The 24,081-nt window shown below is 45.6% G+C and carries 33 protein-coding genes; 25 read left to right on the top strand and 8 right to left on the bottom strand.

From position 1 onward, the window contains the following. Positions 1-268 precede the first annotated feature (268 nt). The gene (locus PISL_RS04845; RefSeq protein ID WP_011762688.1) at positions 269-598 is read right to left on the bottom strand and encodes a hypothetical protein; all 330 of its coding nucleotides are present in this window, start codon (positions 596-598) and stop codon (positions 269-271) included. A 145-nt stretch (positions 599-743) separates the two neighbouring features. Between PISL_RS04845 and PISL_RS11290 the strand changes: the two genes are divergently transcribed. After that, positions 744-938: a DUF5658 family protein gene (locus tag PISL_RS11290; protein ID WP_053240326.1), complete on the top strand. Its 195-nt coding sequence runs from the start codon at positions 744-746 to the stop codon at positions 936-938. Here the strand turns inward: PISL_RS11290 and PISL_RS11285 are convergent. Further along, positions 935-1,099, bottom strand: a complete 165-nt coding sequence (locus PISL_RS11285) for a hypothetical protein (protein WP_245218469.1) — start codon at positions 1,097-1,099, stop codon at positions 935-937. The genes PISL_RS11290 and PISL_RS11285 overlap by 4 nt on opposite strands. Positions 1,100-1,613: 514 nt before the next feature. Between PISL_RS11285 and PISL_RS04835 the strand changes: the two genes are divergently transcribed. The 8 genes from PISL_RS04835 (at position 1,614) to PISL_RS04800 (ending at position 6,278) form a co-directional block, all read left to right on the top strand. Further along, on the top strand, positions 1,614-1,931 hold the full coding sequence (locus tag PISL_RS04835; protein ID WP_053240325.1) for a hypothetical protein: 318 nt from the start codon (positions 1,614-1,616) through the stop codon (positions 1,929-1,931). An 87-nt stretch (positions 1,932-2,018) separates the two neighbouring features. After that, positions 2,019-2,768 carry a 5'/3'-nucleotidase SurE gene (gene surE, locus PISL_RS04830; RefSeq protein ID WP_053240324.1) on the top strand — a complete coding sequence of 250 codons (750 nt, stop codon included), beginning with the start codon at positions 2,019-2,021 and terminating at the stop codon, positions 2,766-2,768. A gap of 12 nt (positions 2,769-2,780) precedes the next feature. Continuing rightward, positions 2,781-3,119 (top strand): hypothetical protein, encoded by a 339-nt coding sequence (locus PISL_RS04825; protein ID WP_011762686.1) that lies wholly within the window; start codon positions 2,781-2,783, stop codon positions 3,117-3,119. A 14-nt stretch (positions 3,120-3,133) separates the two neighbouring features. Then, on the top strand, positions 3,134-4,342 hold the full coding sequence (locus PISL_RS04820) for a helicase C-terminal domain-containing protein (RefSeq protein WP_011762685.1): 1,209 nt from the start codon (positions 3,134-3,136) through the stop codon (positions 4,340-4,342). Between the two features lie 73 nt (positions 4,343-4,415). Further along, positions 4,416-4,616 carry a hypothetical protein gene (locus tag PISL_RS04815; protein ID WP_053240544.1) on the top strand — a complete coding sequence of 67 codons (201 nt, stop codon included), beginning with the start codon at positions 4,416-4,418 and terminating at the stop codon, positions 4,614-4,616. A 15-nt stretch (positions 4,617-4,631) separates the two neighbouring features. Continuing rightward, positions 4,632-5,003: a hypothetical protein gene (locus tag PISL_RS04810; RefSeq protein ID WP_011762684.1), complete on the top strand. Its 372-nt coding sequence runs from the start codon at positions 4,632-4,634 to the stop codon at positions 5,001-5,003. Between the two features lie 35 nt (positions 5,004-5,038). Continuing rightward, positions 5,039-5,929, top strand: coding sequence for a M48 family metallopeptidase (locus PISL_RS04805; protein WP_011762683.1), 891 nt, complete (start codon positions 5,039-5,041; stop codon positions 5,927-5,929). Then, positions 5,913-6,278 carry a hypothetical protein gene (locus PISL_RS04800; protein ID WP_011762682.1) on the top strand — a complete coding sequence of 122 codons (366 nt, stop codon included), beginning with the start codon at positions 5,913-5,915 and terminating at the stop codon, positions 6,276-6,278. The genes PISL_RS04805 and PISL_RS04800 overlap by 17 nt, the downstream gene beginning before the upstream one ends. A 115-nt stretch (positions 6,279-6,393) precedes the next feature. Here PISL_RS04800 and PISL_RS04795 read toward each other — a convergent pair whose 3' ends face one another. After that, on the bottom strand, positions 6,394-6,825 hold the full coding sequence (locus PISL_RS04795) for a hypothetical protein (protein WP_011762681.1): 432 nt from the start codon (positions 6,823-6,825) through the stop codon (positions 6,394-6,396). Further along, on the bottom strand, positions 6,812-6,988 hold the full coding sequence (locus PISL_RS10700; RefSeq protein ID WP_167827622.1) for a hypothetical protein: 177 nt from the start codon (positions 6,986-6,988) through the stop codon (positions 6,812-6,814). Before PISL_RS10700 ends, PISL_RS04795 begins: the two co-directional genes overlap by 14 nt. Before the next feature lie 37 nt (positions 6,989-7,025). Here PISL_RS10700 and PISL_RS04790 point away from each other — a divergent pair, with 37 nt between their 5' ends. After that, complete coding sequence (locus tag PISL_RS04790; protein ID WP_011762680.1) at positions 7,026-7,751, top strand: BtpA/SgcQ family protein; 726 nt, start codon at positions 7,026-7,028, stop codon at positions 7,749-7,751. Here PISL_RS04790 and PISL_RS04785 read toward each other — a convergent pair. Together PISL_RS04785 and PISL_RS04780 are read right to left on the bottom strand one after the other, a co-directional pair. Beyond that, on the bottom strand, positions 7,743-8,822 hold the full coding sequence (locus PISL_RS04785; RefSeq protein WP_011762679.1) for a nucleotidyltransferase family protein: 1,080 nt from the start codon (positions 8,820-8,822) through the stop codon (positions 7,743-7,745). The two genes, PISL_RS04790 and PISL_RS04785, sit on opposite strands and share 9 nt — an antisense overlap. Positions 8,823-8,829: 7 nt before the next feature. After that, positions 8,830-9,522 carry a hypothetical protein gene (locus tag PISL_RS04780; RefSeq protein ID WP_011762678.1) on the bottom strand — a complete coding sequence of 231 codons (693 nt, stop codon included), beginning with the start codon at positions 9,520-9,522 and terminating at the stop codon, positions 8,830-8,832. A gap of 87 nt (positions 9,523-9,609) precedes the next feature. On the opposite strand from PISL_RS04780, the gene PISL_RS04775 reads away from it, so the two are divergent. The 6 genes from PISL_RS04775 to spt4 are packed head-to-tail and all read left to right on the top strand — an operon-like array spanning position 9,610 to position 12,500. Further along, the gene (locus PISL_RS04775; protein ID WP_011762677.1) at positions 9,610-9,813 is read left to right on the top strand and encodes a hypothetical protein; all 204 of its coding nucleotides are present in this window, start codon (positions 9,610-9,612) and stop codon (positions 9,811-9,813) included. A gap of 23 nt (positions 9,814-9,836) precedes the next feature. After that, positions 9,837-10,295 (top strand): HIT family protein, encoded by a 459-nt coding sequence (locus PISL_RS04770; RefSeq protein ID WP_011762676.1) that lies wholly within the window; start codon positions 9,837-9,839, stop codon positions 10,293-10,295. Continuing rightward, entirely contained in the window at positions 10,292-11,335 is a 1,044-nt protein-coding gene (locus tag PISL_RS04765) for an ATP-binding protein (RefSeq protein ID WP_011762675.1), read from the top strand. The genes PISL_RS04770 and PISL_RS04765 overlap by 4 nt, the downstream gene beginning before the upstream one ends. Next, complete coding sequence (locus PISL_RS04760) at positions 11,332-11,673, top strand: type II toxin-antitoxin system VapC family toxin (RefSeq protein ID WP_011762674.1); 342 nt, start codon at positions 11,332-11,334, stop codon at positions 11,671-11,673. The genes PISL_RS04765 and PISL_RS04760 overlap by 4 nt, the downstream gene beginning before the upstream one ends. 33 nt (positions 11,674-11,706) lie before the next feature. Then, on the top strand, positions 11,707-12,282 hold the full coding sequence (locus tag PISL_RS04755) for a DNA-directed RNA polymerase (RefSeq protein ID WP_053240323.1): 576 nt from the start codon (positions 11,707-11,709) through the stop codon (positions 12,280-12,282). Then, positions 12,279-12,500 (top strand): transcription elongation factor subunit Spt4, encoded by a 222-nt coding sequence (gene spt4, locus PISL_RS04750; protein ID WP_011762672.1) that lies wholly within the window; start codon positions 12,279-12,281, stop codon positions 12,498-12,500. The genes PISL_RS04755 and spt4 overlap by 4 nt, the downstream gene beginning before the upstream one ends. Here the strand turns inward: spt4 and PISL_RS04745 are convergent. Beyond that, the gene (locus tag PISL_RS04745) at positions 12,473-12,862 is read right to left on the bottom strand and encodes a hypothetical protein (RefSeq protein ID WP_011762671.1); all 390 of its coding nucleotides are present in this window, start codon (positions 12,860-12,862) and stop codon (positions 12,473-12,475) included. The two genes, spt4 and PISL_RS04745, sit on opposite strands and share 28 nt — an antisense overlap. Positions 12,863-12,905: 43 nt before the next feature. On the opposite strand from PISL_RS04745, the gene alaS reads away from it, so the two are divergent. From alaS to PISL_RS04725, 4 genes are read left to right on the top strand one after another with little or no spacing between them, the layout of a single operon-like run. Further along, entirely contained in the window at positions 12,906-15,584 is a 2,679-nt protein-coding gene (alaS, locus tag PISL_RS04740; protein WP_011762670.1) for an alanine--tRNA ligase, read from the top strand. Further along, positions 15,581-15,970, top strand: a complete 390-nt coding sequence (locus tag PISL_RS04735; protein WP_011762669.1) for a nascent polypeptide-associated complex protein — start codon at positions 15,581-15,583, stop codon at positions 15,968-15,970. The genes alaS and PISL_RS04735 overlap by 4 nt, the downstream gene beginning before the upstream one ends. A gap of 44 nt (positions 15,971-16,014) precedes the next feature. Continuing rightward, complete coding sequence (locus PISL_RS04730; RefSeq protein WP_011762668.1) at positions 16,015-16,563, top strand: 50S ribosomal protein L16; 549 nt, start codon at positions 16,015-16,017, stop codon at positions 16,561-16,563. Next, entirely contained in the window at positions 16,532-17,272 is a 741-nt protein-coding gene (locus tag PISL_RS04725; RefSeq protein ID WP_053240322.1) for a DUF2192 domain-containing protein, read from the top strand. The genes PISL_RS04730 and PISL_RS04725 overlap by 32 nt, the downstream gene beginning before the upstream one ends. Here PISL_RS04725 and PISL_RS11165 read toward each other — a convergent pair. Beyond that, complete coding sequence (locus tag PISL_RS11165; protein WP_209320007.1) at positions 17,237-17,482, bottom strand: hypothetical protein; 246 nt, start codon at positions 17,480-17,482, stop codon at positions 17,237-17,239. The genes PISL_RS04725 and PISL_RS11165 overlap by 36 nt on opposite strands. A 66-nt stretch (positions 17,483-17,548) precedes the next feature. Here PISL_RS11165 and PISL_RS04715 point away from each other — a divergent pair, with 66 nt between their 5' ends. From PISL_RS04715 to PISL_RS04700, 5 genes are read left to right on the top strand one after another with little or no spacing between them, the layout of a single operon-like run. Further along, positions 17,549-18,709: a glucodextranase DOMON-like domain-containing protein gene (locus PISL_RS04715; RefSeq protein WP_011762666.1), complete on the top strand. Its 1,161-nt coding sequence runs from the start codon at positions 17,549-17,551 to the stop codon at positions 18,707-18,709. After that, positions 18,687-18,935, top strand: coding sequence for a hypothetical protein (locus PISL_RS10695; RefSeq protein WP_011762665.1), 249 nt, complete (start codon positions 18,687-18,689; stop codon positions 18,933-18,935). The genes PISL_RS04715 and PISL_RS10695 overlap by 23 nt, the downstream gene beginning before the upstream one ends. 3 nt (positions 18,936-18,938) lie before the next feature. Continuing rightward, entirely contained in the window at positions 18,939-21,545 is a 2,607-nt protein-coding gene (locus tag PISL_RS04710) for an ABC transporter substrate-binding protein (protein ID WP_011762664.1), read from the top strand. Positions 21,546-21,594: 49 nt separating this feature from the next. Continuing rightward, positions 21,595-22,665, top strand: coding sequence for an ABC transporter permease (locus tag PISL_RS04705; protein ID WP_011762663.1), 1,071 nt, complete (start codon positions 21,595-21,597; stop codon positions 22,663-22,665). Beyond that, positions 22,665-24,080: an ABC transporter permease gene (locus PISL_RS04700; protein ID WP_053240320.1), complete on the top strand. Its 1,416-nt coding sequence runs from the start codon at positions 22,665-22,667 to the stop codon at positions 24,078-24,080. The genes PISL_RS04705 and PISL_RS04700 overlap by 1 nt, the downstream gene beginning before the upstream one ends. The last annotated feature ends 1 nt before the right edge of the window (position 24,081 follow it).

Genomic DNA, 24,081 nt, shown 5'->3' with positions numbered 1-24,081 from the left:
GCCCCCTTTGTGGCGCCCGGCCCTCCCCGGGGGGCTCGGGGCCCGCTCGCAGATACGCCTTTCGGCGGCCGCGGGCGAGGGGGCTCGGGTCGTTGGGGGCTGGCTGTGCCCCCAGTCGCCGAGACCCAAGGCCGGGGATGTGGCTCATGAGAGAGAGTTTTTACGAGATTAAAAGTAAGATGGCCACCGAGAGGGAGAAAGTGGGTTGTTTTGTCTTCTGGAGTAGCTCCCAATAGCGCTTTTTGGCCCATATCAACGGCACCCACTCTCAACTGGACGTCAAGGAGGCTGCTCTAAAGAACGCCATGTCGCGCCAGAACATCTTTCCTTGCTTTATGAAGTACTTCCCCAACCCGCACTTTGGAAACGTCTCATCAATAATCCGATGCGCCAATTCGCGCTTGTCTGGCATCAACAGAGCGTCTAGCTCCTCCGCAGTCAGCTTGGACTCCTCCTTTCCTGTCAATTCTTTCAACAGCCTTTTGACGTACTCCTCCACCGCCGAGTGCATCCTCGTGACGAGGTCGAGGACGTCTGGACGCTTCTCCACAAGACGCCATGGGATCGTGATCTTCAACGTCCTGCACGTTTGGCTCATGGGCGCATATGGCGTGGGGGAGAAAAACTAGCTGAGAAGACATATCTCGACTTTCTTTCTACTCCCTCGACACACCTGCCTTACGGCGGCGCCGTAAGGCAAGTGTGATGTGTTTCTCGCTTTTCGTGCTCTGAACCCATGGGGCGTGTGGCGGATTAAGACGATGGCATATGTCTTCGCCGCGTCGGCCGCTCTCGACGTTTTGACAACGGCGGTTGGACTAACCATGGGCTTTGTCGAGTTGAACCCGCTCTTTGCCGGCGCGCCGTGGCTCGGCATAGCGTTTAACGTTGTGTTGGTCGTCGCCCTGGTCCACATAGCGGAGAGATACATACACTAATTACACGCTGTTGTGCGCCACCTCGCCGCAACTCTGCTGATCGCCGCTTCGGCGCGCGCTCTCGCCGCCGTCAACAACGTGCTCCACCTCCTCGGCGCCGTAGACACACCGCTGTTGACGTCACACGCCGCGTTTCTATTCGCGATCCCATTAGTCGCCATTACCGTTGATGCGATATGGAAATAACCTTTTCCACGTATTTCTCCCCGTCTGCACCCTCCTCCATGGGCGAAGCCGTCGTTGAACTTCTGTCTTTAGGCAAGAAGGAATTGAAGAGGCGAATCAGAGAGTTGAAGAGGCGCGGCGGGGCGTCTTCTGCTTGCGTCTTTCCGCCGTCTCATGCGCTACGTCCGCGACGTAGTTGAGTTGGCGCCCGTGGCAGAAGCCGTTCTAGAGAACAAGATTCAACGGTGTAGAGAGGCGGCGGGGAGAGCGCGAAGTCATGAGACAGTACGCTGAAAACGTTATTCGCCGTAAAGATGCTAGACGGCGTGAGTGTCTCTGTGAAGAGAGGCGCGAGGGGCTTCGCGCCGGCGTTGCTCTACTACACTGTCGTAGTCAAGCCGGCGAGGTGACTCAGCAGAGAGGAGTTCCTGTCGCTTAGTAGACAACTCGCGACGCTTGGATTCAAATACTGGAGCGGCAAGTGGAAGCGAAGTTTCACTAGATATCTCTATGGCGATTGTTGACAACGCCAACGATGTCACTGTTAGAAAATGCGACGGGCGCCACCTCGGAACCAACACGCTCTTCTTCCCAACATTGACACTAACTCATGAGCCAAACTCCAAAAGTAATAATATACACAAACCACAAACAAACCGCAGAGTTAATCGTCTCCATCTTGCCGGGGACAGAGGTGGTGGTACCGGACAGAAGCAAACGCCGGTAGAGGAAATAGCAAAGTACCAACTGGACACCTCAATCATAGGAATGATGTCGCTCAACGCGGCGGCCGACTTGAGACAGAGGGTACTACGTGTACCTCACTAGGCTAGACGGCAAGAACGCTGTGCATAGCCCTGCTGTAGTGAGATTCAAGGCGGCCAATAAGTTAAATAATCAGCTGTGTCTCTTTCTGTGAAAATCGTGGTTACAAATGACGACGGACCTAATACCTCTCTCCTAGAGTTGTTAGTAGAGGCATTAAAATCAGCTGGACATTCTGTTGTTGTAGTAGTGCCAGAGCGGCCTAGGTCTGCTGCCGGTTTAGCCAGGACATACCACAAGCCTCTTAGGGTTAGAAAATTTGGCAACTACTATGTAGTCAATGGCTTTCCTGCAGACGCCGTATTTCTCGCACTTAAACTTATAACTCCTGACGCAGATCTAATACTCTCCGGTATAAATACTGGTGAAAATATAGGAATAGAGGCAACATATGGCAGTGGCACAGTGGGGGCGGCTATACAAGGGGGTGTGCTCGGCGTACGCTCACTAGCTATTTCAATGGAATTGGGTGGCGATGTTAAATTTGCCACAAAAGTTGCTGTAGAAATGGTAGAGACATCGGCTTTAATACCAAGAGATGTGCTGGCAATAAGTATAAACATACCTAGCAAGTGGAGAGGCGGGCTATACTGCGTTAGAAAAATAGCAAGGACAGTCTATAAAGAAAAGCTTTACGAAGGAATAGATCCCAGGGGGGAGAGGTTCTATTGGCGTTGGGGTCCGCGTTCTGAGAGTTTTGAGCCAGATACAGACGCATACTACTTCTATGTTGAAAGAGGAGTGACAGTACTGGGGATTTCGGAATCAGGTGTTGCGGATGTGGGAAACTTTGGGAGAGAACTTGGAACTAAGATAGGAGCAAAACAAATATACTGCTAGCTATAGTGCCGTGTGGATGTAGTAAAAGTAATGAGGTACAAATTTACCAGATACTGCGTTAATAGAGCATACGCTACAATGGATCTACAGGGGATTCCGGCAGAGGTGCTAAACGTTTTTGACGATGTTGTAAATCAGATAAGAGACTTAGAGAAGTATTTCACATCTTTGGAATCTATTATAAAGGTGCTAAGAGTAGATCTCCCAGAGAAACTAAAGATTTTAAAAGACCGCGATCCTGCATTATTAAAATCTTTTGTAAAGAAAATAGTAGAGAATTGTCTAGAACTTGATGAGATAACAAATTCAAAGATTAAAGAGTACTTAGAGGAGTTGTTAAGGAGCTTATAACTACTTTTTCATAAGTGAGGATACTTCTCAATGCGCCGCCTGGCTACGGCAAATCTAGAGCTATAGCGAAAATTGCAGCGCAGAAACGGCGGGCCTTGATATTTGTTAGAAGCCATCTAGAAGGGCTCCAGATGGCTAGATATGTCGAAGAATACGGCGGTAGTGCTGGGCTACTATTTGGCAGAAAGACTCTTTGTCCATTTGGGGCTGAGAACCTACTGCAATGTTTAAAACTAAGAGAGGTGGGCGTATGTAGGGCTAAGTCGCGGAGACTTGAAAAACCAGCTTTTGACATAGACGAAATTTATAAACAGGGGGCATGTCCCTATGAGGTTTTACATGTCTCAGGTAGACACAATAACGTAATTATCCTTCCCATTGCCTATATTTCGAAGATCTCTAATATTGTAGCTATAAGCGATTTATTCGAAGAGGTAGACTTCGTAGCTCTCGATGAAGTGCATAATTTACTTACAACAGTGTCTGTACAAGACGACGAACTGTATTCAAAGCAGTATTGTGTAGCTGACGAGACACCAATATGTCTTGTCTTGCCTTTAATAGGCGAACTTGTAAAAAAGACTAAAAGTCTATTAGCTGCCAGTGCTTCAGTTCTACGGCACTTTTCTCAAATTTTTACATATTTTCTCAATGCACGCTTTGTTGAAATAGAAAAAATTCCAGGTATTGAAAACTTAGAGATAGACCTTATACCAGCTAAAATACGTTATAACACAAGAACAAAGAGCAGATACGTAGAATTAGTGACAAGAGAGGTGAAACGTGTATATCAGGAATATGGTCAAGTTATCGTATTTTTCCCTAATAAAGAACTCGCCATGTATTATCTTTCAAAAATGAGCGACTTGCCAGTGTCTGACCAACCTCTTGGCGATATAAACCACGTCATAGTAACATATTACGGTAGCCCAATTTCAGAAGGTATAAATCTAAATGTCAAGGCTGGTGTTTTTGTTGGTTTCCCAATACCTAATATTAAGTCTAGAGAATTGTGGTTAAAGATAAAAATACTATACCGACTTGGTTTTAATGGGTATAAATATGGCATATTATTCACTGCGGTAAACCACATAGTACAAGCAGTTGGGAGGGTATTAAGAGATTTAAACAGAGAGAGAAAATACATTCTCTTTATAGACGATAGATATATTAAATACAAACATCTACTTCCTCGGTATCTTTCGCAAACTCTTCGGCCTTAAGGCGGTTATATTTAGTAGTTGTAAATGTGATTGCTTCTGTATGCTACAGATACTTATACAACAGGGGTCGGATATGGATAAACGGAATAGCATAGAAAAGATACTAAAGATTTTAGGTTTAAAAATAGATGAGATAACTAATTGCGATATTTACATAAACTACTTTATGCAATATATTGCAAATATTGAAAGAGAAATTTTTGATATAAAAAATAAATTGGAATACCTAGAAGAGAGATGTTCTCAAACATCAAAGAAACGAATAAATAGCTAGTCTTTCTGTAAATGTATGGCTGATATCCGAACTCTCTCACGTACTTATAGCGATAAAATCGATTCTGTCCGTATCAAGTTAATAACAATAAAATTCCTTAGAGAACAGGTACAAAATGCAAGAGGAAACCTAATCACATTTAGACCTTCCAAAGTTGCACAAGACCTTCACATATATGATAGACAAGACCTCCGTGCAAAAACTGTCCTAATCAGAGCTTTTCTTGACGACTTAGTTCAGAGAGGTTACATTACAATAATAAAACGGAGTGCCAGAGGAAAAGTATACGGCCTTTATAAAAATAACAAGTTCTGGGATGTGTTAATGGTTTATGAGCCCGAGAAAATTCTAGAACTTATCGAATCGGAAAAGTTAGATATAGCATAATTACTACCTTTATATTGTCTCAAAGACTTTTCAAAGTGGATGCGGTTGAAATACTGTACTTCCTGCGTAACAAGTATAAAAGCAGTAGCTTTAAGACAGCACTGGTAGGCACTTATAAAGAGGGTAGATATGTTGACCCTCCCTTGTTGAGAACAGATGCATACTTGTTGTTTGTCCCGTTGGCATTGTCAATATTTCCAATTTTCCTAACAAAAGAGATAATATCGCAGTGGATCGCAGGCATTACTATCATAATCCTGACGTATTTAGCTCTATATATATACCTAAGGAGAGGCTGTTTTGTACCTGATGAAGTTAGAGTTTTGAAGACTAACCATGGAGATGTAGAGTATCTTCGGAGAAATAAGCTAGAGATATTAGAAAACCCCTCTCTGTTGTCAGACGATTATGAGATATACTACGTGCGGCCAAATGTATGTGTAACACGTGATAAAAAGGCAAACGCCTTCACTTTAGATGGCCCAGGAGGGCCGATTATGTATTTTACCACTGGCCTTTTTGCAAGACTCGAGCCAGAGGAGCTTCAAGCGGTGCTGGAACATGAAATGGGACATATAAAGTATAAACATACATATAAGTTACTGGCTTTTTTAGCAGCTGAGTACACTCTAAGACTCCCCTTGGTACATTTAGTATATGCTAAATACTCAATTCTTTTATTAGCTGTCCATATGATAGGCGCAACATTTTTATTTACCGCATTATTACAAGCTTTTGAATTTGAAGCAGATAGACATGCAGCCATGAAAGATAGGAACCGCCTAATTGCCGCGTTGGTAAAACTAGACTGGAATGGAATTGTTGAATCTGTAATTAACCCACTTGCGGCTCGATTGACACTTCTAGCTAGGACACACCCTCTTACGATAGATAGAATTAGGAAGTTAAATGCGCTTCCTAACTAGACTCGTTAGGACAATAGAGCAGTTGGAAAGAGTTTCTCAGAAATGTGGAGATGAAGATCTTAGATCTCTAGTAGCCGACCTCTATAGACAGTTGACAGTTGTGGTTAATATACTGGAGAAAATATACAGTGTATATTCAGAGCTGGACTTATTGATTAAGACAGATCTGAGACTAGAGCCGGGTCTTTACATAGAGGCGCCGCAACAGCCGGAGAAACTATCAGAATACCTAGAGAGACTTAAAAAAGAAGGGTACGACCCAAATAAAGTCATATCTTATTTATTAGGAACAGATGTGGCACAGATAGAGCTTAGAAATGGCGAAATATACATCAAGCCAAAAGTATAGGTTGGCGATTAAAATCCTTCAGAACGCTGATAAAGTACATTGCGAAGATTCTAGACTACGCTTGTTTTCAGCGCTATTAACCTCGCTCACTGCTCACCCAGCCTGGTCTCGTCATCTAGCACATTTCAAGATATTCTATATATTTTTTTAATATCTCAGCCACCTCCACCCCCGTTCTATACTTTTTTCTAAACTCGCCGACTATCACAATTGCCCTACCTCCACTCATTACAATCTCTGCAGTAGAGGTGGGAGAGATATAGGGTGTGTACTTAATTACGTCGCCCTTTATCTCAAGAGGCCCTGTGTATGTATAATACCTAGATTTCACAGCTTTACCAACTCTATCCATAAGCTTGACAAGTAGCCATGCGACTTTTCTCAATGTCTCATCATCAATCTTACATTCGGTATTACGCGTCACCACGGCGACGTAAGAAGACTTTGCATACATATGTACTGCGAGGGCTTTATCTCCTGCAGTAATTGTAAGAGCTTTTACCCCCGGACTTGCTGTGATAGAGAGCAGAAGTTTAGACGCGTTCAAGGGGAGTCACGCCGTCGGGACATTTATACTGGAGTTTTCTTGCACAAACTTCACAAAATACATAATTGCCTCTTCTACAGATGTACCTATCCTCAAATAGATAAAGTCTTTTTCCGCATCTAGAACACCTACCTATCATTAAAGTCTTTGGCGGATATACCATAGGCGAGGAAAATTAAACTTGGTTTAAAAAGATTAATATGCTAATAGGAGTCTTACACCTACTTCCAGTAGACGACCCCAATTATTTAGATCACGCAGTTAGAAACGCCAGGAGGTTAGAGGAGGCTGGGGTAGACGCCATATTAGTTGAAAATTTCTATGACGCCCCATTTAAACCCAAGGCAGACTTCAAAACCGCTATTGCTGTGACAGTAGCTATAAGAGATGTGATACATACGGTATCAGTCCCCGTCGGGGTGAATCTTCTGAGAAACGCTTGTCGCAAGGCAGCGGTTATAGCTAGATACACAGGTGCCCGCTTTATACGTTGCAACGCCTATACAGACATAGTTCTCTCCGAATCTGGCATATTACTCCCAGAGGCCCCTTATGTTAAAGGAGTAAAAACGCTGGCTGATGTACACGTAAAACACGGCGTGTCGCTGTATCCTCCGACACTAGCAGAAGCCGTAGAAGTAGCGTCGACAAGAGCGAAGCCTGACGCTATTGTAATAACTGGCAGAAAAACAGGCGAACCGCCAGACCCTGTGGAGCTTGCGACTGCAAGAGCTTACACCGACCTTCCAGTGTTAGCTGGTAGCGGCATCTGTTTTAATACATTAGCCCTATTGAAAATTGTAGATGGAGCAATAGTGGGGACTTGTCTAAAAGAGGGGAAGGAGGTGGATCTAGAGAAGGCCAAAAAGTTTGTTCAGAACGCCAGGGCGGTACTAAAACCTAAGAGACCGCTATTGCTAGGGTAAAATCTCTCCATCTTTTACATCCTGTTCTACCTCTCTATTCGGCCCCACCGCAGCGCCCCGGCCTACATATACTTCGTCTTTGACATAAACGCCGTCCGCTACTACAGCCTCTATTAAGCGCACCCACTTGCCTAAAACAACGCCTTCACCTACAATAGAGCGGTAGATATACGCCCCCGCTTCGGCCACAACCCCCTCCATTAGAACACTTTCCTTAACACGGACATAGGGCCCTAACTTACTCCTGGCTCCAATAACTGCGTAAGGCCCTATCACGCTTCCAGGCCCTATTACAACGCCTTCTCCCATATAGACAGGCGGTATAATTTTCACACCGGGCACCTCTGGACTACAGAATTTACAATTGTCAAGCGCTGCGAAATTAGCCTTTAGATAGTCGTTGTAAGTTCCAATGTCAAACCACAACCCCCGGTGTATATAACCATATATGTCGAATTTTTCCATGAGGCGTGGAATTATGTGTTTGGCTATTTTCACCTCTCCGGAGTTTGACTCGGGAAATTCTTTCACTGCCTCGGGCTCGAAGATGTAAAAGCCGGCATTAGCTAAGTTGCTTCCAATAGGCTCTCTGGGCTTCTCTACAAATCTCTTGATGTGGCCTCTCTCATCTAATACCGCTATGCCAAATCTGCTTATTTCATCGGGAGGTACCTCAATTAGTGCTATAGTCACCGCGGCGCCAGACCTCTTATGATATTCCCATAGGCTTTTTACAGAGAGGTCTGTAAAAACATCGCCATTAGCCACAATAATAGGGCCTCTTAAGCCGAGACTTTTAACTACATTTATAACAGCACCGCCATCGCCCAACGGCTTATCCTCCTCTATAACTCTCACTCTATCTCCCCATCTGGCGGCCACGTAGTTTTTGATTATGTTAGACAGATATCTTGCAGATATCACAGGCTCTGTAACTTCGGCAACTTTCTCAATTACCCAGTCAAGCACGGGCCTCCCCAGGACGGGGAAAAGCGGTTTAGGCTTTGTATAACTGAGCGGTCTCAATCTAGTGGCAAAACCACCGGCTAAAATAATGCCACTCTCAGCCACGTAGAAATTACAACGATCTTATAAATTCATAGGCCACGATTTCCGCCTCAGCTACTTCGGCCTCTCTACGGCGTATGACATTCCCCCCTTCGCCAGCTATGAAGAAAACCTTCTTACTACGGTCAGATGTAGCGTTTAGGTAAAACTTTGCCACAATATACCTATTTCCTTTTGTCACAAAAATTTCATATGGCATAAGCCCCAATCTACAAGTACAGCTCATACTTAACTCTCCAGCTCTTTGGAGAACGCCGGCAGTTGCCAACACCTTCTTAGCTAGCTCTACGTCTGAAGGAACCGCATTTATATGGAGTAGCGATCCGGCTCTTGACGCGCCAATTGCTACAGTTAGCCCAGAGGTGGAGAGGTATATCGGTTTATTCCATACGGACTCCCACTTTCCGAACTCTCTAGACTTAATGCTGTTAAGTGTAACAACTTTTTGTGGAAGAGGCTTAAATCCGCTTAAGTCAAGCACATAGGCAGGTTTGCCTATGGCTACGGCTTTAACGATAGTTGTAGAAAAAGAGGCAAATGCCATGTGGCCGCTTAGGAATTCGCCATGTACTCCTGGCTCAACAGAATCTATGGAAACGCCTACATACTCCTCTACTCTCTTTCCACTTTCTACCTCTAGGTAAATTGCCTTTCCTGAAGATATTCCTAGAGCCACTACACAAGGCGTATTAAATGTGGCCACGGCCCCATATCACGACTAAAATTTTAACATATCTCGTATCTCGCGGCGGGGATTTTGCACGTTGGTTTGATATATGTAACTGCTTATATGTCTGTGGATATCCGTGTGCTGGCTAAACTAGTAGCCTCTAAAGTGGGAGAAGAGCCAGTGGACTTGGATAAAATATTAGAATCTATTGGCGTTGAAATGTCTTGGATAGATAAGATAACGCTCGTACAAAACATGGAAGATATAGAGGCGGTATACCATGCGGTGTCAGGAAAAATTCTGATACGTAGGATAAATCATTAAAATAACCTTTGGAGCTTTACTGTGTGGATTTCCAGGTGATATACGCTCCCTGGCGCTATAGGTACATACAGAATTTAGGAAGGGACGAATGTTTCCTATGTAAAGCGGCTAAAGAAATCGAAAGAGACGACGAAAATTTAGTACCAGCGAGAGGGAGACACGTCTTTGCTATACTCAATAAATACCCCTACACTTGGGGCCATGTGATGGTGGCGCCGTATAGACATATTTCACAATTTGAAGAACTGGACTACAACGAGTGGGTTGAGATGATTCAGATGGCGAAGAAATTGGTGCACGCCCTGAGAAAAGTCGTAGGGGCTAGAGACTTTATAATTGGGCTAAACATCGGCAGAGCAGCAGGCGCTGGGTTAGAGGGCCATCTACACCTCCACATAATCCCCCGAGATAAGATGGTGGAGGTTGAGGAGCTATCTCAGGCTCTTGTTAAACTTACTAGAGAGTTGAGAGAGACGTTATGATTAAGCGTATATGTTTAGAAAAATTCCGCGCCGTAGTCAACAAATGCATCGAATTGGGGCAATACACTTTACTCTTTGGCCCTCCCAACTCTGGCAAGACTACATTTATGGAAGCCGTAGCGCTTTTACTACAAAGCCGTGGAGAACAGTGGCTAGCGTTAGAGGGCCCCCTCTTAATTATCCATGAGCCCGAGGATATACACCACGGCGGCGATTTAAGGATTCCCTTTGTTATAGAGATTACTGTCGGATTAGAAGAAGGCGATATAATTTACGGTTATAAATACGCCACGGCAACAAATTATGTAGAACAGTGGGTTGGCAGAGACAATAAACTTTTGGCTAAGATGGCAAAAAAAGGTGAAAGAGGCGCTCTCTTATATCCTGTAGAGATAGATCTTTGTACAGCGCCATATGCCGTTATGAACGAAGACGTATTAATCACATGTGGCGCCGTGGAGGACGAGCGCGTCCGTGCGGCTGAAAGAGCGCTCTTAAGTCTCCGGATAGGGGTAAAAGACAAGTTCTACTTTATCAGTGGGAGGAGACTGGCGGCGTGGAAGTATACATATGAAACACATGTAGACTTGATGCCGGCTACAAGCGTTGGTCCGGAGGGTCAGTTTACTCCACACCATATATCTCGTATTTTGACGCAATCGTCCTATGAGAGAACTAGAGAAGAGCTTTATACTTATCTACATATTGCAGATGTAGAAGATGTACGAGTTGGGCTTGTAAAAAGCGGGAGAATAGCTATGTATGTAAAAAAGGGCGGTCTTTGGACAAATGTCTACAACGCTGGAAATTATACCAAGGCAGTGTTTCCAATTCTCCTCCAGTTAATTTTAGCAAACGAAGGCTCCGTTGTGTTTATCGACGATATAGATTTGGCAGTTCCCAGTGATAAAGCCGAGCCTTTAGTATCTACAGTGCTAGAGATAGCTAAGAAACGAAAACTCCAGTTAGTTATGGCAGCCAGAGATCCAGCCTTTGCAAAAATTGCGCATAAGCTTGGCGTTCAAACGACAGCTCTGTGAAACTTGTACTTGATACCTCCGCCCTAATATACATAATAGAACAAAGAATTGATGTAGAACAGCTACTAGAACACGAAGTCTATATACCGACAGCTGTTGAAGAGGAGCTAAGGCTTTTAGCAACTAGAAATAGAAAAGCGCGTGTCGCCTTAGAACTTCTACAGCTTCTTAGGCCAAAGCGATATAACAAAGAGAGACCTGCCGACAGAGCTGTGTTAGAAACAGCCCAAGAGCTTGGGGCAGTTTTAGTGACGGGAGATTCTGCACTTGTAAAAAAGGCGAGAGCTCTTGGTATTCCTGTGGCAAAATTTCACAAAGGTCAGCTAGTCGTCTATTAGGTAAAGTATATAAACTGCAATATGCCAAACATCGTGCCATTTAGATTAGTTGAGGCTGAGGACTATGTTAGAATTCCGCCGACAGAATTTGGCAAACCTCTGGAAGATATTGCATTACAACAGCTAAGGAGTAAGTACGAGGGGAGGGTATTAAGAGAGGTGGGTTATGTCGTAGCGGTTCTCACGGCAAAAGTAGGCCGCGAGGGAAGGATAGTATTTGGCGATGGGGGAACCTACCATAGGGCCGTTTTTACAATGCTTGCATATATGCCCCTAGATGGCGAAATTATAGAGGGTGTCGTAGAAAACGTCAGAGAGATGGGGATGTTAGTGAGGATAGGGCCTATTCTTGGTTTTATAAACAAAATACATGTCATGGACGAACCTAACATTTTCTTTGACGCAAGTACAAAGAGCTACATCGGAGAGAGGAGTAAAAGAAAGATAAGTGTTGGCGACATAGTAAGGGCGCGTATCACTGGTGTTAGCTTTACAACGCCTAGAGAGGGGACAGACCTACTTCTCCGTGTTACATTAACAATGCGCATGCCGGGGCTTGGCAAGATGGAATGGATTAAGGAGAAAAAACCGGCTGTCAAAAAGACATGAGTACGAGAAAGAGAACGCTTGCGGGGTACAAGGCCTGTAAACAGTGTAAGTTTGTAGTGCCAGAAGATGCAAAACAATGTCCCAACTGCGGCTCGGAAGAGTTTGTATACAAATGGCGAGGTATGATAGCAGTCATAGACCCGGCAAAGTCTTGCATAGCGAAGAGACTAGGCATTGACAAGCCAGGGATCTACGCCTTAGAACTCGTCGAAGAGTGACACCGTAAAACACGCTCAGCAATAGAAAAAACGTATTTCCTATAGAGCTCTAGCTCTCTCATTAATAAGTCGTATTCCAACGGCTCTGCTGGAAGATCTTCTCCCAGAACTTCTCTAATCACAGCCCTCAGAGACCCTCTACTGATTTTATCATAGAGTTCGATAAGACGTCTAAGTCTGGACTCAAAGATATAGTAATTATTTAACATCTCTTTAGCCTCTCGTTCTGAGATACAAGAGCCACATTGGAACGCCTTTACTAACGTCTCTATTGCTTCAACAACTCTAATGCCTACGGCTTTGCGGAATGACTTGCTTCTAAGTTTTTCATTAAGCAAGAATATGGCATCTTCTAATTCCATACGGTGATGAACAAACTTATAAATAAAACAACAACGCTAGGAGATGCTGTCTGCCAAAGTTCTACTCAATTCGAACTTCCTAAGGAAGCAATGCCCCCTCTGCAAATCCTATTTCTGGACTCGCCGGGCAGACCAAATATATTGCGGAGATCAACCTTGTGTTCCTTACGGCTTCATAGGTAATCCGCCGACTAAGACGTCGATAGAATCGCCGGCGGAGCTACGGGAGAGATTCCTAAGATTTTTTGAGAGAAACGGCCATGTTAGAATAAAGCGGTATCCCGTAGTGGCGAGATGGCGTGATGACGTATATCTCGTCGGCGCCTCAATATACGACTTCCAACCGTGGGTTACCAGTGGCGCAGTACCTCCGCCTGCCAATCCTCTTGTCATTTCTCAACCCTCCATTAGGTTAACAGACGTTGATAAAGTTGGCCGTAGTGGACGCCATTTAACCGGTTTTGAAATGATGGCCCACCATGCATTCAACTACCCAGACAAATATGTGTATTGGATAGACGAGACCACTCAATATGCCTACGAGTTTTTCACAAAGGAGTTGGGGATCCCCCAAGACGAGATAACTTTTAAGGAGTCTATGTGGGAAGGCGGCGGCAATGCTGGAGAGTGTTTTGAAGTATTGGTAAGAGGTCTAGAAGTGGCTACGTTAGTCTTTATGCACTACGAGGTAAAAGACGGAAAATACGTCGAGTTACCGCTAAAGATCGTAGATACGGGATATGGACTTGAGAGAATATACTGGCTTTTAAAAGGAACGCCAACTATATACGATGCAGTCTTTAGCCACTACCTTGCCAAAGTAAGACAAAAAGTAGGTATTCCAGAGCCGCCGGCGGACATAATGGGTAGAGCCTCTATATATTTTGGTCAGATGGATCCCGAGGTTATAGGCTTAGATAAGGCCTATGACATTATTGCAGAGAAAATAGGCGTAGACCCCAAATGGTTGAGAGAGGTGGTGAGACCCCAAGAAGCGCTCTATGTTCTGGCGGACCACAGCAGGACGGTCTCCTGGATGATCGCAGATGGGGTGATCCCCTCTAACACAGGCGCCGGCTACCTGGCGAGGCTGTTGATACGGAGGATACTCAAAAACCTCAGAGTGGTCGGGATAGACGCCCCCCTTGTGGAGCTCTTCGACATGCACCTAGCCGAGCTCAAGAGGGAATATCCCGAGATCTGGGCTGCCAGAGACCTAATTCTAGAGCTTGTAGACCTAGAGGAGAAGAAGTACAGAGAGGTCCTCAAGTCCGCCCCCGCGGCGGTGAAGAAGGCCCTGGAGGAGGCCAGACGCCGCGGCCGCGCTGGGTTAGACACAGATGACCTCGTGGCGCTTTACGACAGCCAAGGCATACCGCCTGAGATCGTGGCCGAGGTGGCCAAGTCGCTGGGGGCAGAGGTGAAGGTGCCCGACGACTTCTACACCAAGCTCGCGGCGAGACACGCCAAGAGGGAGAAGAAGCCGGAGTCCCCCTTGGTGGAGATGAGCAAGGTGGCTGACCTCCCCAGGACGCGGGAGCTCTTCTACGAGGACTCCTACATGAGGAGCTTCAAGGCCAGGGTGCTCCGGGTCATAGACGGGAGATATGTGGTTCTGGACCAGACGGCGTTTTATCCAGAGGGCGGCGGCCAACCGGCGGACAGAGGCGTCTTGAAGTTCCAAGGCGGCGAGGCCAAGGTAGTCGACGTGCAGAGGGTCGGCCACGTCGTTGTACACGTGGTGGAGGGGCAGTTGCCTCCCGAGGGGGCTGAGGTCGTCGGAGAAATAGACTGGGAGAGGAGATACAGCTTGATGAAGATGCACACGGGAACTCACGTCTTGATACAGAGCATAAGGAGGGTGCTCGGCCCTCACATATGGCAAGCAGGTGCTCAAAAGGATATACCCTCCAGCAGGCTAGATGTAACGCATTACAAATTGCCGACAGCTGAGGAAATTGCCAAGATTGAAGAGTTAGCCAATAAAGTAGTTCAGGAAAATCTGCCGGTTTATGTCAAAATTATGCCTAGGAATGAGGCTGAGGCTAAATACGGCTTTATACTATACCAGGGAGGCGTTGTGCCAACAAGAGAAATTAGAGTATTGCAGATCGGACCTGACGAAGAACCCTTCGACATACAGGCGTGCGGAGGGACACATTTGAGATCTACGGGGGAAATAGGCCTTATAAAAATCCAAAAGGTCGAGCGTATTGCAGACGGCGTAGTACGGTTTGTGTTTACAACAGGGATGCACGCCCTTGCCTATATACAAGAACTAGAGCGCAAACTAGCCGAAGCCGCCCATATAATAGGCGGTAGCCGGGAGGAGTTCGTGGAATCTGTGAAAAAACTTCTTCAGAGAGCCGAAGAGGCAGAGAGAAGGGCTAAACACTATGCAGAGCTTTACGCTGCGGTAGTAGCCGAAAATCTAAGGGCAGAGCAAATAGGGAAATACAGAGTGGCCGTTGTGGAGCTTAACGATGACGAGTTGGCTAAACATATAGCCCTAGCGGCTACACGTCGCGACAAAGACCTCGTGCTAGTTTTTGTCGGCGGCGACCGCGTGACTATATATACAGGAGGCGTGGACGTTACGCCGGTAGTTAAAACGCTAAGAGAGGCGGGGTTTAGAGGCGGCGGCTCTAAGACTTTTGCTCAAGGTCTTTACAAGGGCGATATACAGACTTTAAAAGAGGCTTTAAAGAAGGCGTTGTCATGATTCCTACAAATATCAGAGAGCTAGAGAAAATCTTGAAGAGGATGGGCATAAAAGTTGAAGAGATAGATGTGGCATATGTAGAATTGAGGTTGAAAAACGGCGATGTGATTAGGATAAACAGCCCAACCGTGGCCCTTATGAAAATGCCTAATAAGATCCTGTTGTATCAGATACAAGCTTCTGAGGGTGCTGTGGAGAGAATACAACCCACGTCTCAACAACAGCCAGCCGGATATCAACCAAACGAAGAGGATATCTCACTAGTTATGGAACAGACTGGCGCATCCCGTGAAGAAGTGATAAAGGCGCTAATTGAGACAAAAGGCGATTTAGTACAAGCAACGATGAAACTCCTCTCTAAAAAACGGGAGGTTAATAAAATCTAGATAGAACAAGGGCTAAATTTATAATACACCTCTATTTTTACGGCATGCCAGTTAGACCTGCACGTTGTTATAGGCGGATAAAGGGACCCCCCTATACGAGGGAGGAGTATATACATGGTGCCCCAATGATCCAGATACCTAAGTTCGATATGGGTGTCACAAGCGCGGCCGCCAGGGCGGCGTTTTCAATGGTTGCAAAACTGGTAGTAGAGGAGAGGGGGCAGATCAGAATGCAGGCATTAGAGGCTGCTAGACAGATGGCATATAAATACCTCTCTAAGTATGTTGGAGACGCCAATTACTACCTCAGGCTCAATGTAGTTCCACACCATGTGCTAAGAGAAAACAGAATGTTGGCCATGGCCGGCGCCGACCGTCTACAGGAGGGGATGAGACTAGCCTTTGGCTCTCCCGCAGGGAGGGCCGCAAGAGTAGAGCCAGGGCAGGTGATATTTTATGCAGAATTTAGGCCGGAGCATATAGCCCATATAAAAGAGGCTTTGAGACGCGCCGCTTCTAAATTACCGTTGCCAACACGCATAGTTATAGAGACTAAGGACGATGGAGGTGGTAAAACATTTACACAAAAGTAGAATTGAGACAGCCCTAGTCCTACTTGAGCGGGTTCTCACAGGCGTTATAACCTCCCGCTCTGACCTAGTAGCCGAGCTACAGACACTATATAGAGAAAGAGGTATTGAACCATTCCGCGGTCTCTCCAGAGAAGGGATTTATGACAAAGAGATAGCTACTGTATATCTAGTAGGAGTCCACGGCGTGGGAGTTCTCTCGCCAGGGGATTTCGATAATATATTCTACATCGAGAACAGATCTATGGAAGCATTAGAGATAGTAAAGTCTGTCACAGAGATTCTGTCTCCAGAGTTGAAAGAGTTGCTTAGGAAAAAGACAGAAGACATAAAGGGCAAGTCGTGGGAAGATAAAGTATTTAGAGTTTTACGGCTGGTATTTACGGGAACGATTCTTGGGTATTACCCAGAGATGTTGCTTGTAAAAGCTATAAAGACATATGAAATAGCATATCCAGAGCTCTCCGAACGTCTTATCAACTATGCAGCATTTTACAGCGCGTATAAAATAGCCGAAGATATAGCTCTTGGCAAAATAAGAAGCCCTGAAGACCTAAAAATACAGAAATATGCATATTGCCTAAAACTCGGCTTTCAAAAGTGTAAACCATCTGACAAATTAATAGCCGAAGTGGCCACTGCGGTGTATAAAGTAAACAAAACAACACTTGTTAGACTATTTGCTAAAGGCGTACTTCCAAAACTTGAGTAATACAGACATATGAGAAAATACACAACTATACTCAAATAATTTTACAGCCACGTCAGTTTTCTTATCATCAGAGAGGCACTTGACATACATAAACCGCCAAACCACACTTAGGAAACGCCTCTCTAATAACAGCAGACTCTCTCCAATCTCCAGTCGGTAGGCGTCTATCTCCTCTGCCGTGGGTTTAGATTCTTTCTCTTCCGTAACCATTCTCAACATCTGTGCATTAACTAAGGCGAAGAGTAATCTATAAATAGAACTATTTTCTATTTATTTATGAATTCCAAACACGTAGTTCTGACAGTTATATTGGCTGTATTAATATATGCACAAGGGATATTTACTGTCCAAACAGCTACAGACCTTGCAGGAGATTTCAAAGGCCCTGGTTGGTACGTCCTGCCACAAAACCCAGTGTTTAAAAACGGCACCGTGTTTGATCTCACAAAGTTTGAAGTTCTTTATAACGCTACGGCAGACGCCCTTATATTTAGAGTGACTTTTGCAGATCTAGGGGGAAATCCCTGGAATTCTGAGACAGGCTTTTCGCTCCAGTATGTGCAGATATACATCAGCAGAGGGTTCCCCGGCAATCCCTGGGGCACAGTATCTTGTAGTATACTAAGGCCAGACGACGGCAACCCCGCAGTGGGCAACGCCTTTTTTGATACGGCTACGCGCTTCTTCTGCCCAGATCCGGCAAATCTAACTCAGTTTAAATACACGCCGGGGGTTAAATTCTCAAGCTCTGCTCCCTGGGATGTAGCAATCTTCATAGGGCCAAAGTGGGGTAACGAAACTGTCAATTTTGTCGCCGTGGCCGACGTCACAGGCGGCACGATAAGCGTATCTCCACTGCCACGTGTATATGCCCAAGGCAACTCTATCATAGCCGTGGTACCCAGAAAGCTAATACCGCCAACTACGAGACTTATGAGTGACTTTCCACAACCTACGTGGAGATATTACGTGTTAGTCACGTCTTACGACGGCTTTGGGCCAGGTAGAATAAGGCCATTTGGGCCGTTGGCGCAAGAGTGGACTGTTGGCGTCGGCGCTGCCAACGCCTCGGCTATTCTAGCTGGCACATTGCCTAGAGTTCTCGACGTCTTAGGTTCTAACGCCCAGTTAAGGGCGTTTTCAAAAGACTCGCCGACAACTTTAGAACCGCAGGCATTAAGCTGGGGCAACTTCCCGCTAGCCTACACTACATCGACAGTCAATAGAATGATCCCAGTGACAGTCACAAAAACAGACACCCTAACTGTAACAGAGACAGTAACTGCGACAAAATACGTGACAACAACGGCGACTTCTTATGTTACACAAACACAACAAATTTATGTGCCGTATGTTGATCCCATGAGCTATGTCGTCCTTGGGATAGGAGTGCTCGCGGGGATAGTGGGAGCTCTTGCAGCCGCTAGACGTAAGTAAAAAATTAATCGCCCTAGGCTTTTTCTTACTGGCTCTCTCTTTTTCTATAGCTTTGCAACAATCTTATGTACAAGCCCATTGTATTGAGGGCAGGTGTCTAGATCCTTTGTTAGTTCTAGTGGCACTTCTACTATTAATAGCAGGTGCTACAGTCTTATTCTACTCGGTCACGCTCTTTATAAATGTAAAAATAGAGGAAAATTTAAAAAGGAGGCAGAATATTTAACGTATGAGACTCAGAACAGTTCTATTAGCAATGCTATTGGGGATAGTCCTATTTGCCCAATATACCCCGCCTCATACAAACCCAGGTCCTGCAACTGATAGAATAGTTGGCAAGTCAGTCCCCATAGCACAAGCGGGAGCGGCAGCTAAGGCAGGCGATATAGACGTCTATATATTCGGTATGAGAGCAGCTCAAGCGGCCCCCCTCAAGGGAGACCCCTCGGTAGTTCTCTACACGGCTGCGGCTGGTTTTAACGACATAATCCTAAACCCAGCGCCTTCAAATCCGCCTTGTGCTAATCCGTTCTCAAGCCGGGCGATTAGATACGCGATGCAGTTCGTAATAGACAGAGACTACGTCGCAAATGAGATTTTCAAAGGCTTTGCCGTCCCTATGTACATATGGCTCTCCCAGTATGACCCTACCTACTCGATAGTTGCGGACATTATTTCGCAACTCGGCATTAGATACGACCTAGACTACGCAAAGACAATAGTGGAGAGCGAGATGCCTAAGCTCGGCGCCACTAAGGGTCCAGATGGCAAATGGTACTGTAAGGGCAAACTTGTTACAGTAATAGGCCTAATCCGTGTAGAAGACGAGCGTAAGGACATCGGCGACGCCTTCGCCTCTGCGCTTGAGCAACTGGGCTTTACTGTAGACAGGAAATATGTAACATTCGACGTAGCTATCCAGACGGTCTACGGCACAGACCCAGCCCAGTTCCAGTGGCACTTCTACACAGAGGGCTGGGGCAAGAGCGGTATCGACAGATGGGATACAAGCTCCATAGCGCAGTACTGTGCCTCTTGGTTCGGCTATATGCCGGGCTGGGGCACTACGGGCTGGTATAATTTTGCAAATGCGACAATTGACGAGATAACAGATAAATTATACAAAGGCAAATATGCCTCGTTCCAGGAATATATAGAGCTATATAGAAAGGCCACCTTGATGTGTATACAGGAGTCTGTGAGAGTCTTTGTTAATACAAACCTCAACGCGTTTGTGGCATCTCCACAGCTTAAGGGAGTCACTGTCGACTTAGGCGCTGGCTTGAGAGCTTCTGTCTATAACGCGCGCAATTGGTATGTCCCAGGTAAAGACGTGGTAAACGTAGGACACCTATGGGTCTGGACAGCCTCCAGCGCATGGAACCCCGTGCCACAAGGCGGTTTTACAGATGTCTACTCTGTTGACTGGTTCAGAATGATGTACGACCCCGCCGTGTGGAATCACCCATTCACCGGCGAGCCCATGCCATTTAGAGCGACATATGTCGTAGAAACCAAAGGCCCAGCTGGCTACTTCGATGTTCCTGCAGACGCATATAGGTGGGACGCCAAACAGAAGGCTTGGGTGAGCGCCGGGGGAGCCAAGGCGAAGTCAAAAGTAGTGTTTAACTACGCCAAGTATATAGGCGCCAAGTGGCACCACGGCCAGCCTATCAAGCTAGCTGACGTGTTGTTCATTTACGCATTCCTATGGGACATTGCAAATGATCCGCAGAAGGTTGCCCGCGAGTCTGGTGTTGCGTCGTATGTCAACTCTACCATGAACTTAATCAAGGGTATACGTATTATAAATGACACATCCATAGAGGTGTACATAGACTACTGGCATTTCGACCCTAACTACATTGCGGCTATGGCTGTGACAACACCAGACATGCCATGGGAGGTCTATTACGCAGTGGATCAACTTGTCTATGTAAAACAGACATATGCCGCTTCTAGAGCATCTGCAACGAAATATAACGTGCCCTGGCTGTCACTAATACTGAAGGATCACGCCAAAGCAGCCGCTGACGTGCTCCAAGACGCTTTAAACAAAGGCATATACCCAGAGAGTTGGTTTAAGATAGGGGATAAAACGTTATTGACAAAGGACGAGGCTTTGGCAAGATATAGAGCGGCCGTCGATTGGTTTAATAAGTACAGCCATATGATAATATCGCAAGGACCGTTCTACCTATATGCGATAGATACGGCTAAACAGTATATAGAGCTACGCGCCTACAGAGATCCGAGCTATCCATATAAGCCAGGCGCATTCTACTTTGGTGTAGCTACGCCAGTGTCTGTGAAAGCAATAAACGTGCCTACCGTTGTCGTGGGCCAGCCGGCCACGATTTCAGTCTCTCTAGAGGTGCCCAGCGGCGCTGGCAGAATATACTATAAGTGGGGTATCGTAGATCCCACCACTGGCAGATTTCTCTATATGTCTGAGGAAGGTACGACAGCCGCCGCGCCAATTAACATAAATGTACCAGCTGATGTGTCTTCAAAACTAACTGCAAATAGGGCGTATAAGTTCTGGGTTCTCACATATGCTGAGAATGTGCCCATAGTATCAGAGGCTACGCAAGTATTCATACCGAAGGCCGCCGCCCCAGCTACGACTCCAACGCCAACTCCAACTACGCCACCTCCAGCAACTACGCCAACACCGCCCCAACCCACTGTAGTGACTACAACTGCGCCAGCCACAGGCACCACCGAGGCTTTGGCGGCGGCTATTGTAGGCATATTGGCTGTACTCGTTGCGTTGGCCTTCGCCTTGAGGAAGAAGAGCGGCGAGACTAAGCAAGAGACTAAAGTCTATAGATAGCTATATAAAGACGTCAAAAGTCTTTTTAAATACTGTTTTTTATCTTTCTATGGCCTCTCTTGTAAAAACGCTTATTGTCAAAGCTATAACTCTTGTAATAGTCCTAATTGGGGTATTGGTGCTACTGGCAGTGATTCTCGGAGCGACTGGCCTCTCGGATAAATTATTAAAGTCTATACTCGTCGCCGAGGTACAGGAGTATAAGCAACAGCTTATTAGACAAGGCTTCGACCCTGCGTACATAGAGAAGGCTGTTGCAGAGTATAACAAAACAAGGGCGGAGGCGCTTGGGCTTGACAAACCTTGGTTTGTTAGACTACCTCAGTTAATACAGCGTTTGTTACTTCTAGATCTCGGTACGTCGAGAACTCTACAATCTTCTTGGGGGTCAAACAGAATCTCAGACCTCATTCTAGACCGTCTGCCTAATACGATAATTCTAACGACGACAGGGATCTCTCTTACAGCTCTCGTGGGGATATGGCTAGGGCTTTATATAGGATCTAATGTGGGCAGTAGGGCAGATAGAATAATCTCAATACTCTCAGCTGCCTCATACGCCTTACCTCTTTGGTTTGTGAGCCTAGTATTAATCCTCGTTTTGGCATACGCGCCAAAGATCCTCTGGGGTATCCAAATATTTCCGCCAGGGGGTATGGTCTCCACGCCGCCCCCCTCAGACCCCCTGGCTTATGTATTAGACGTATTATGGCATCTTTCATTGCCTCTGTTGGCATCTTTCATCGTGTTTTTTGGGAGTTGGGCATATGGCACTAGAAATATTGTGCTCAGTGTTTCACAAGAGGACTTTGTCGCTTTTGCAAGAGCTAAGGGCTTGCCTGAGGGTTTGGTGAGGAGACGCTATATCCTCCGCCCCTCGTTGCCGCCTATTTTGACAAATTTAATTCTTAGCTTGGCTTTTTCTATCTCTGGCTATATCATAACTGAGAGAGTTTTTAACTGGCCCGGCATGGGTTCGCTTTATTATTCTGCAATTACTGCGTTAGACGAGCCAGTTATTTTTGCCTTGACCTATATATTTACACTGGTTTATATCATTGCTAGATTTATACTAGAGATTCTGTACGTGATTGTAGATCCAAGAATTAGGTTGACATGATGTTTAAAGAATTTATAAGAAGCCCCGCAGGCCTTGCCGGGACTCTAATCCTTTTGGTATTCTCTCTAGTCTCAGTTTATGTAATAATTAGTTTCCCACTTGATTATGGAACTAGATATTGGTCCAATCCTAAATATTGGGAGGATTACCCAAAGTTGGTGCCGCCGGAGTGGTTCAACTATTTTGTGCCTTATAAATTACCGCGGCATTATGTAAATGACTTAGATAAACCTAGTGAAGAAGTAGAGAATATAAAGAAATGGGTCTTTATATACAATTTTGATGCAGATAAGTTCCCAACTGGAATAATCCTTAAATATGTAAACTTGACCTTCTATAGAGATATTCCAATTATCTCTTTAAAAGTAAAGAGGCCAGATGGCGTAGAGATTGTGTTAATGGATTACGACGGCGGGATACCGCCTCCTCGCTCCGGCGAACAACCGCCTTATGTTAGATTTGTAGAAAGCCCGAGAACTATAGTGTTAGGAGCCGAGCCACAAGTCATTAGAAAAGTCACAGCGTTTGCCAATACCCTAGGTGTTAATTGTACAACTTCAGATGTAAGAGATGCCGGCCTACTCCCATATATAATATTTGGGAGAGCTGTGTCTAATAAATGCGTCGCTGAGTCTTTTAAGCCGCTTAGGGGCATATACGTCTTCGAGGTCGAGTTGGTCGGTGATAAGAGAGACAACATAGGGCTCGTTAGACTTGTTATACAAGGTGCTGTATATGGCGCAATGGGCACAGATTACCTAGGCCGCGATTTGGCCCAAGGTTTACTTTTTGGCTTTCCAGTCGCGCTTTTTATAGGAGGTGTCGTAGCTATGTTGGCTACTTTAATAGGCGTAACTCTTGGGATAGTAAGTGGGTATATAGGTGGTAGAGTAGATGAAGCTGTTCAAAGATTTGCAGATGTTATGAATAATTTGCCGACACTCCCCCTCTTGATACTGTTTGTCTTTGTGTTGGGGAGGAGTCTCTTTAATATAATTTTTGTGCTTGTCTTATTTGGTTGGGCGGGTGTTACTATAATAGTAAGATCTATGGTCTTAAGTATAAAGAGTAGTCAATTTGTTGAAGCCGCTAAATTAGCTGGCGCAGGGAGACTATGGATAATGAGAAAACATATACTGCCACCAGTACTTCCCTATTCATTTGCTTTAATAATATTTAACATTCCAGGCGCCATTTTGTCTGAAGCTGGCCTAAGTTTTCTTGGGTTAGGAGACCCCTCGATCCCCACGTGGGGTCAGATATTACAACAGGCGTTTGATAACGGCGCTTTACAAAACTTCGCCTGGTGGTGGATTCTTCCGCCGGGCTTTCTTATTGTTTTAACAGCGGTGGGCTTTGTTCTTGTGTTTTTTGCTCTTGAGCCGCTTGTAAACCCGAGGCTTAAGAGACAGTAAA

It is taken from the genome of Pyrobaculum islandicum DSM 4184 (assembly GCF_000015205.1).
Classification (GTDB): Archaea; Thermoproteota; Thermoprotei; order Thermoproteales; family Thermoproteaceae; genus Pyrobaculum; species Pyrobaculum islandicum.
This window is presented reverse-complemented; position numbering and strand designations above follow the sequence as displayed.